This is a genomic window from Mycobacterium simiae (genome assembly GCF_008370645.1).
GTDB lineage: Bacteria > Actinomycetota > Actinomycetes > Mycobacteriales > Mycobacteriaceae > Mycobacterium > Mycobacterium simiae_A.
The window spans coordinates 23,599-31,098 of the sequence record NZ_VTZN01000047.1; the positions used below are offsets into that span (position 1 = coordinate 23,599).

General features: G+C 64.3%; 10 protein-coding genes and 1 tRNA gene. 10 read left to right on the plus strand and 1 reads right to left on the minus strand.

Translation table 11 applies throughout. The annotated features are described in order from the left end of the window. The first annotated feature begins 73 nt into the window (after positions 1-73). The 6 genes from pgeF to F0Q45_RS10060 all read left to right on the plus strand — a co-directional run bounded on the left by pgeF (position 74) and on the right by F0Q45_RS10060 (position 4,222). The gene (gene pgeF / locus F0Q45_RS10035; RefSeq protein WP_149653800.1) at positions 74-781 is read left to right on the plus strand and encodes a peptidoglycan editing factor PgeF; all 708 of its coding nucleotides are present in this window, start codon (positions 74-76) and stop codon (positions 779-781) included. Next, positions 778-1,563: a YggS family pyridoxal phosphate-dependent enzyme gene (locus F0Q45_RS10040; RefSeq protein ID WP_149653801.1), complete on the plus strand. Its 786-nt coding sequence runs from the start codon at positions 778-780 to the stop codon at positions 1,561-1,563. The genes pgeF and F0Q45_RS10040 overlap by 4 nt, the downstream gene beginning before the upstream one ends. Before the next feature lie 65 nt (positions 1,564-1,628). Continuing rightward, positions 1,629-2,297 carry a cell division protein SepF gene (locus F0Q45_RS10045; protein WP_149653802.1) on the plus strand — a complete coding sequence of 223 codons (669 nt, stop codon included), beginning with the start codon at positions 1,629-1,631 and terminating at the stop codon, positions 2,295-2,297. A gap of 164 nt (positions 2,298-2,461) precedes the next feature. Next, positions 2,462-2,752, plus strand: coding sequence for a YggT family protein (locus tag F0Q45_RS10050; RefSeq protein WP_149653803.1), 291 nt, complete (start codon positions 2,462-2,464; stop codon positions 2,750-2,752). A gap of 255 nt (positions 2,753-3,007) precedes the next feature. Beyond that, positions 3,008-3,790 carry a DivIVA-like cell division protein Wag31 gene (gene wag31, locus F0Q45_RS10055; protein WP_149653804.1) on the plus strand — a complete coding sequence of 261 codons (783 nt, stop codon included), beginning with the start codon at positions 3,008-3,010 and terminating at the stop codon, positions 3,788-3,790. Between the two features lie 93 nt (positions 3,791-3,883). After that, positions 3,884-4,222, plus strand: coding sequence for a hypothetical protein (locus F0Q45_RS10060; protein ID WP_149653805.1), 339 nt, complete (start codon positions 3,884-3,886; stop codon positions 4,220-4,222). Positions 4,223-4,328: 106 nt separating this feature from the next. Here the strand turns inward: F0Q45_RS10060 and F0Q45_RS10065 are convergent. Beyond that, a tRNA-Leu gene (locus F0Q45_RS10065) sits at positions 4,329-4,414 on the minus strand. Between the two features lie 109 nt (positions 4,415-4,523). Here F0Q45_RS10065 and F0Q45_RS10070 point away from each other — a divergent pair. The 4 genes from F0Q45_RS10070 to F0Q45_RS10085 form a co-directional block, all read left to right on the plus strand. Then, positions 4,524-5,867 (plus strand): M20/M25/M40 family metallo-hydrolase, encoded by a 1,344-nt coding sequence (locus F0Q45_RS10070; protein WP_149653816.1) that lies wholly within the window; start codon positions 4,524-4,526, stop codon positions 5,865-5,867. A 22-nt stretch (positions 5,868-5,889) separates the two neighbouring features. Next, positions 5,890-6,420 carry a YbhB/YbcL family Raf kinase inhibitor-like protein gene (locus tag F0Q45_RS10075; RefSeq protein WP_149653806.1) on the plus strand — a complete coding sequence of 177 codons (531 nt, stop codon included), beginning with the start codon at positions 5,890-5,892 and terminating at the stop codon, positions 6,418-6,420. Positions 6,421-6,470: 50 nt separating this feature from the next. Next, on the plus strand, positions 6,471-7,082 hold the full coding sequence (locus F0Q45_RS10080) for an alpha/beta fold hydrolase (protein ID WP_149653807.1): 612 nt from the start codon (positions 6,471-6,473) through the stop codon (positions 7,080-7,082). Positions 7,083-7,222: 140 nt separating this feature from the next. Beyond that, a partial coding sequence (locus tag F0Q45_RS10085) for a MerR family transcriptional regulator (RefSeq protein WP_149653808.1) occupies positions 7,223-7,500 on the plus strand: 278 nt, incomplete at its 3' end.

The following is a 7,500-nucleotide window of genomic DNA, read 5'->3' on the forward strand; positions in this document are numbered from 1 at the left end:
CCAGTGCGCGACAAACCGGCCGCAGCCAGCAGCGTTGCCGCCTGGCCGGCAACCGATTCCGGATACTGGGGACGTGAGCCTTCGAATCCGCCGGGTCATCACCACCCGGGCTGGCGGTGTGTCCAAGCCGCCGTTCGACACCTTTAACCTCGGCGACCATGTCGGTGACGACCCGGCCGCCGTGGCGGCCAATCGGGAGCGGCTGGCCAATGCCATCGGGCTAACCGCCGAGCGGGTGGTGTGGATGAACCAGGTCCATGGTGACCGGATCGAGGTGGTCGACGGACCTCGTGACAGGGCATTAGGTAACACCGATGGGTTGGTAACCAGGATTCCGCGACTAGCGCTGGTGGTGTTGACGGCCGACTGCGTACCGGTGTTGCTGGCAGACGCGCGAGCCGGGGTGATCGGGGCCGTGCATGCCGGGCGGGTCGGCGCGCAGCACGGCGTGGTGGCTCATGCGGTGGCGGCGATGCGGGAACTAGGGGCGCAGGTCGGCGACATTTCAGCGCTATTGGGCCCGGCGGCCAGCGGCCCCAATTACGAAGTGCCGGCAGCAATGGCCGCCGAGGTCGAGGCGGCGTTGCCGGGTAGCCGCACCAGCACTGCCGCTGGGACGCCCGCGCTGGACCTGAGAGCCGGAATCACGCGCCAGTTACAGGGTTTGGGTGTTAGGGCCATCGATGTCGATCCCCGGTGCACGGTCGCAGACTCGACGCTTTTCAGCCATCGACGTGGTGCGCCCACTGGGCGGATGGCGTCGTTGGTGTGGATGGAATGACCGCGATGGTGGTGGATCTAGCGGCGCAACCAGACCGCCAGTCGGAATTGACGCATGCGTTGGCGGCGGTACGGTCGCGGCTGGCCGCGGCCGCTGAGGCGGCCGGTCGCAATGTCGGCGATATTGAACTTCTGCCGATTACCAAATTCTTTCCGGCAACCGATGTCGCGATCTTGTGCCGACTGGGTTGCCGGGCCGTCGGCGAATCGCGCGAACAAGAGGCTGCGGCCAAGGTGGCCGAAGTGTCGCGGCTCATGGCAGCGTCCCGGGGGGACGGGGGTCGGGATGTGCGCTGGCACATGGTGGGACGAATTCAGCGCAACAAAGTGCGGTCGTTGGCTCACTGGGCCCACACCGCGCACTCGATCGACACCGCCCAGCTGGTGACCGCGTTGGATCGCGCGGTAGCTGCTGCACTGGCTGCCGGCCAGCGTAGCGACCCGTTGCGCGTCTACGTCCAAGTCAGCCTCGACGGTGACGCGACTCGAGGCGGTATCAACATAACCGAGTCCGGGGCACTGGATCGGATTTGTGCGCAAGTGGAGCAGTCACACAGCCTGGAACTGGTCGGATTGATGGGCATCCCCCCGCTGGGCTGGGACCCAGGACAGGCCTTTGAACGGCTGAGATCCGAGCACCACCGCGTGCTCGAGTCGTTCCCGAGGGCGCTCGGGCTGTCCGCCGGCATGTCCGACGACTTCGACATCGCCGTCAAACACGGTTCAACGTGTGTGCGTGTCGGTACCGCGCTTATGGGCCCACGGCGGTTACGGTCACCGTGAATAGTCACTGTAGTCACACCTTCATCACAGACAACAAATAACCCAGGGCTAGAAGGGGTCACGCGATGAGCACACTGCACAAGGTCAAGGCCTACTTCGGTATGGCTCCGATGGAGGATTACGACGACGAGTATTACGACGACCGCTCGCCCTCCCGCGGTTATGCGCGGCCCCGATTCGATGACGACTACGGCCGTTATGAAGGCCGCGAGTATGACGATCCCCGTGACCCTCGTCGGGATCTCCGCGCCGACTTGCGCGGTGAGCCGGCCGATTACCCGCCGCCCAGTAGCTACCGCGGCGGCTACCCCGACGAGCCCCGATTCCAGCCCCGCGAGTACGACCGGGCCGACATGTCCCGGCCCCGCTTCGGGTCCTGGTTGCGCAACTCCACCCGCGGCGCGTTGGCGATGGACCCGCGCCGGATGGCGATGATGTTCGAGGAAGGCCATCCGCTGTCAAAGATCACCACGCTGCGGCCCAAGGACTACAGCGAGGCGCGCACCATCGGCGAGCGATTCCGCGACGGCACCCCGGTCATCATGGATCTGGTGTCGATGGACAACGCCGACGCCAAGCGGCTGGTCGACTTTGCGGCCGGCTTGGCCTTTGCGTTACGCGGCTCTTTCGACAAGGTAGCGACCAAGGTGTTCCTGCTGTCGCCAGCCGACGTCGACGTGACCCCCGAGGAGCGTCGCCGGATCGCCGAAACCGGTTTCTACTCTTACCAATAGACGAATCTGTACGGCATCGCCCGGTCCGCGTGCCGAGCTGGCTGTGACCAGTCGCGTGGGCGGAGCCCTACGAGTCGTGGGCCGGTCGCTGGAGTCGGTAGGCTTGCGCTTGCCGACCGCACGGGCGGCATGTCCACATCCTCATCGTTAAGGTCGGGCTCTCGTTGGTGCTGTTCTTTCAGATCCTTGGGTTTGCGCTTTTCATCTTTTGGCTGCTGCTCATCGCGCGGGTCGTCGTTGAGTTCATCCGCTCGTTCAGTCGCGACTGGCGGCCAACCGGCATCACCGTGGTGATCCTGGAGATCATCATGTCGATCACCGATCCACCGGTGAAATTGCTGCGCCGGCTGATCCCGCAACTTACCATCGGCCAGGTCCGTTTCGACCTATCCATCATGGTGCTGCTGTTGGTCGCATTTATCGGTATGCAGCTAGCGTTCGGCGCCGCGGCATGAGAGCCGCGCTGTCGTCACTGCGGCATAGTTGGGCGACGGTTTGGCCACGATTCGGCGACAAGTCGGAGCGCAGTATTTTCATAACTAAGAAATATGATTTATTACCTTAGAGATTGAAATCGGCCCTTATTTATTCGTCCAATCGGCAACCGCCGAGTCTGGTGTGACAGGATGGACGGCAGTTGCATGAAGGCTGCCACTCCGTTCTACACTTTCCAGATCGTTTGACCGTCCAGTAACTCGAGGGGACAAACAATGCCGCTTACACCTGCCGACGTCCACAATGTGGCGTTCAGTAAGCCGCCTATCGGCAAGCGCGGGTACAACGAAGATGAGGTCGACGCCTTCCTTGACCTGGTGGAAAATGAGCTGACCCGGCTTATTGAAGAAAATTCCGATCTGCGTCAGCGCATCGCCGAGCTGGATGCGGAGCTGGCCGCGGGCGCCGGCGCGGGTGCCGGCGTGGCTGCTCAGCCCACTCAGGCGATCCCCGTCTACGAACGCGAGCCCGAGCCGGTGAAGCCAGCTTCATCGGGGACCAACGAAGAACAAGCCATGAAGGCGGCTCGGGTACTGACCCTGGCTCAAGACACCGCCGACCGCCTCACCAGCACCGCAAGGGCTGAATCTGACAAGATGCTGGCCGATGCTCGCGCCAACGCCGACCAGATCCTCAGTGATGCCCGGCACACCGCGGAAACCACTGTGGCCGACGCCAGGCAGCGTGCCGACACGATGCTCGCCGACGCCCAGTCCCGATCCGAGGCTCAATTGCGGCAGGCCCAAGAAAAGGCGGACGCCCTACAGGCCGACGCTGAACGCAAGCACTCCGAGATCATGGGGACGATCAACCAGCAGCGCACTGTGCTGGAAGGTCGCCTCGAACAGCTACGCACTTTCGAACGCGAGTACCGGACCCGCCTCAAGACGTACCTGGAGTCCCAGCTCGAGGAGCTCGGTCAGCGTGGGTCAGCGGCACCGGTCGACTCCAACGCAGATGCCGGCGGGTTCGACCAGTTCAATCGGGGTAACAACTAGGCTGCCCACGGCCGCACCTCGCCGAGGGCCGAGATCGGCGCTGGAACCTGGTAGGTTTGGCAGTCGCTGTTGGCCGGGCTGGAGGATGACCCGATGTTGATCATTGCCCTCGTACTAGCCCTGATTGGGCTTGTCGCGTTGGTGTTCGCGGTGGTCACCAGCAACGAGCTGGTGGCGTGGGTGTGTATCGGCGCCAGCTTGCTGGGCGTGATACTGCTGATTGTCGACGCGATCAGGGAACGTCAGCACCGCGATGCGGGCAATGACGCCGATGAGGACTTAGCAGACTTGGCAGAAGCCGGAGCTGAAGACGCTGTTGATTACCCTGAGGAGGAATCTGGCGTCGATGAGCCGAGCGAACACGCTGGTTCTGATGCGGCCGAGGAATCGACGGTCGCTGCTGATCATCACGGCGAGGAAGGTGCTCGGTAGCGCGGCGCTAGATCGGCCGATACAAGACGAGCGCCCGCCCCGATATGCGCGCCGGTTCAACTGGTTCATCAGCTTCGTATCACCATTGGATCGACTCATCACAAAGTGTCCGAGGGGGGACTTGAACCCCCACGCCCATTAGTAGGGCACTAGCACCTCAAGCTAGCGCGTCTGCCATTCCGCCACTCGGACAACATCAACCGCAATGGGTTGGCAGCTAAGGCTATCGGATGGGCGGGCGCCGGCCTAACCGGGCTCGTGCCCTCGGGTGAGCGGGCCCGCGCCAGAGCTGGGCCAGAGAGTGGTAGGAAAGGTGACTGTGACAGGTGTAGGCGATGACGTTGCCGAGGTTGTCAGTAGTTTGATCCGGTTCGACACCACCAACACCGGACAGCCGGAGACCACTAAAGGCGAGGCTGAGTGTGCGCGATGGGTAGCTGAGCAGCTTGCCGAGGTCGGTTATCGACCTGAGTACGTGGAATCCGGTGCGCCGGGCCGGGGCAACGTCTTTGCCCGGCTTGCCGGCGCAGACAGGTCCCGGGGCGCTCTGCTGATCCATGGGCATCTCGACGTGGTGCCGGCCGAGCCCGCTGAGTGGAGCGTGCACCCGTTTTCCGGAGCCATTGAAGGCGGTTATGTCTGGGGCCGCGGCGCGGTCGACATGAAGGACATGGTCGGCATGATGATCGTGGTGGCCCGACACTTCCGGCGGGCCGGTATCGTCCCGCCCCGCGATCTGGTCTTCGCCTTCGTTGCTGACGAGGAGCACGGCGGCAATTACGGAGCCCAGTGGTTGGTCGACCACCGCCCCGACCTCTTCGACAATGTCACCGAGGCGATCGGTGAAGTTGGCGGGTTCTCCTTGACCGTGCCGCGGCCCGACGGGGGAGAACGCCGCCTGTATTTGATCGAGACGGCCGAGAAAGGCATCCAGTGGATGCGCCTCACCGCGCGCGGTCGCGCCGGACACGGCTCGATGGTGCACGACCACAACGCGGTGACGGCCATCGCGGAGGCGGTCGCCCGGCTGGGCCGGCACCGCTTTCCGGTGGTATGTACCGACACCGTCGCCCATTTTCTTTCCGCCGTCAGCGAGGAAACCGGCCTGACGTTCGACCCCGAGTCGCCCGACCTGGACGGGGCGATGGACAAGCTCGGTCCGATGGCTCGCATGCTCAAGGCGGTGTTGCGCGACACCGCAAACCCGACGATGCTGACGGCCGGGTACAAGGCGAACGTCGTTCCGGCGACTGCCGAGGCGGTGGTGGACTGTCGTGTGCTGCCCGGCCGCCTCGCGGCTTTTCAAGCCGAGGTTGACGAATTAATTGGCCCCGACGTCACCCGGGAGTGGATCAGGGACCTGCCATCCTATGAGACCAGCTTCGACGGCGACCTTGTCGATGCGATGAACGCCGCGGTACTGGCGGTCGACCCCGATGGCCGCACGGTGCCCTATATGCTTTCCGGTGGTACGGACGCAAAAGCGTTCGCGCGCTTAGGTATTCGTTGCTTCGGCTTCAGCCCGCTGCGGTTGCCGCCGGATCTGGATTTCACGTCGTTGTTCCACGGTGTCGATGAGCGGGTACCCATCGACGCGCTCAAATTCGGCACCGAGGTGCTGACCCATTTCCTGACCCATTGCTGATTCACCCGAGAGAGGACTGAGCATGACCACATCGCCCGGCCCATATGACGCGCTGCCTCCGTTGCCCTCCTTCCGCTTAACCTCGGACTCCATGGCCAACGGCCAGCCGCTGGCCACCGCGCAGGTGAGTGGGATCATGGGCGCCGGCGGCCAGGACGCCAGCCCGCAGCTGAGCTGGGCAGATTTCCCCGCGGAAACCCGCAGCTTCGCCGTCACGGTCTACGACCCCGACGCCCCAACGGCGTCCGGATTCTGGCACTGGGCAGTGGCGAATCTGCCCATCGAGGTGACCGAACTGCCTGAGGGTGCTGGCGATGGCCGCGAATTGCCGGGTGGCGCGCTGACGCTGGTGAACGACGCCGGCATGCGTCGCTACGTGGGCGCTGCGCCGCCGCCGGGCCATGGGCCGCACCGCTATTACGTGGCAGTCCATGCGGTGGGCGTCGACAAGCTGGATCTCACCGAGGATGCCAGCCCGGCCTTCCTCGGATTCAACCTGTTTCAGCACGCCATCGCACGGGCGGTCATCTACGGCACCTTCGAACAGGCCTAGCACCTTCGGATTTCTTAGTCCGTCCTAGCCACCGGCTCCGAATCAGAGTCATGAGGCTGACTAAGTCGGCGGGGGGCCTGTGTGTTCTGGTGCTGCCGGGCGGCAAGGTGCGCAGCGACGCCGTCTCCAGATGGTGGCAGCTGGCCAACCTCCGGATGGTGTTTCTCACGCGTGCGTTGCGGCGCCGGCTCGGGCATGACGTGTATGTGCGACGAGTTCAGTACCGCCGCCGCGGATGGAATAGTCCGCATTTGGATGCCGTGCGCGACGCTCAGAACGTGCTTGACGATGTCCGGCAGGAGCTTGAGCCCAAACATTTTGTGCTGGTGGGTCATTCGATGGGTGGCCGGGTCGCGGCGCAACTGGCTGCCCGTACTGACGTTGGTGCCGTGGTGGCGCTTGCGCCGTGGTGGACGCACGGCGACGGTGACCTGATCCGGGTCGGTACGCGATTGTTGGTTCTGCATGGCACCGCCGACACCTGGACCGACCCGCGCAGCTCGCGCGCTCAGACCTGCCGGGCTCGCCAGCGGGGGATCGACGCGCACTGGGTGGGCATCCAGGGCGCGGGCCATTACATGGTGCGCGGATGGCGCCAATGGCACAGCCGGACAACAGATTTCGTAGCTGAGTATCTGGCGGATACGCATTCGGGGTGCTGAGCCGCGGGCGGTGGGCAAGGCTGTCGTCCAAACGGCATGCGATGCCCTGTTAGCCGCCCTGCCCGGCGACAGCACGTCGGCGCTGCGGTCAAACCAGACAAATATTGACAGTGTCATGCTAACAGTGTCAATGTGTAGGGGTGCCAGAGTGCGCGTCCTGGACGCTGGATGAGCTGGTGGGGCGGGTTGCCGCCGCGCTGGAAAGTCCGACGTACCCCGGGGCGCCCAATGGGCGCGTCCGGGAGCTGCCCGATCGGCGGATTGTGCGGTGGTACACGACGACCGGACTGGTGGATCGGCCGGTGATGCAAGGCCGCACCGCGAGATACAGTCCCCGGCACTTGCAGCAAATCGTCGCGGTGAAACGCCGGCAGGCGCAGGGCCGCTCGCTCGCCGAGATTCAGGACGAACTGGCCGG

Excerpts from the sequence above, each read along its gene's own strand:
- F0Q45_RS10040 (WP_149653801.1), top strand. The coding sequence starts at position 778 with ATGACCGCGATGGTGGTGGATCTAGCGGCGCAACCAGACCGCCAGTCG.
- F0Q45_RS10075 (WP_149653806.1), top strand. The coding sequence starts at position 5,890 with ATGACCACATCGCCCGGCCCATATGACGCGCTGCCTCCGTTGCCCTCC.
- wag31 (WP_149653804.1), top strand. The coding sequence starts at position 3,008 with ATGCCGCTTACACCTGCCGACGTCCACAATGTGGCGTTCAGTAAGCCG.
- F0Q45_RS10080 (WP_149653807.1), top strand. The coding sequence starts at position 6,471 with ATGAGGCTGACTAAGTCGGCGGGGGGCCTGTGTGTTCTGGTGCTGCCG.
- F0Q45_RS10045 (WP_149653802.1), top strand. The coding sequence starts at position 1,629 with ATGAGCACACTGCACAAGGTCAAGGCCTACTTCGGTATGGCTCCGATG.
- F0Q45_RS10060 (WP_149653805.1), top strand. The coding sequence starts at position 3,884 with ATGTTGATCATTGCCCTCGTACTAGCCCTGATTGGGCTTGTCGCGTTG.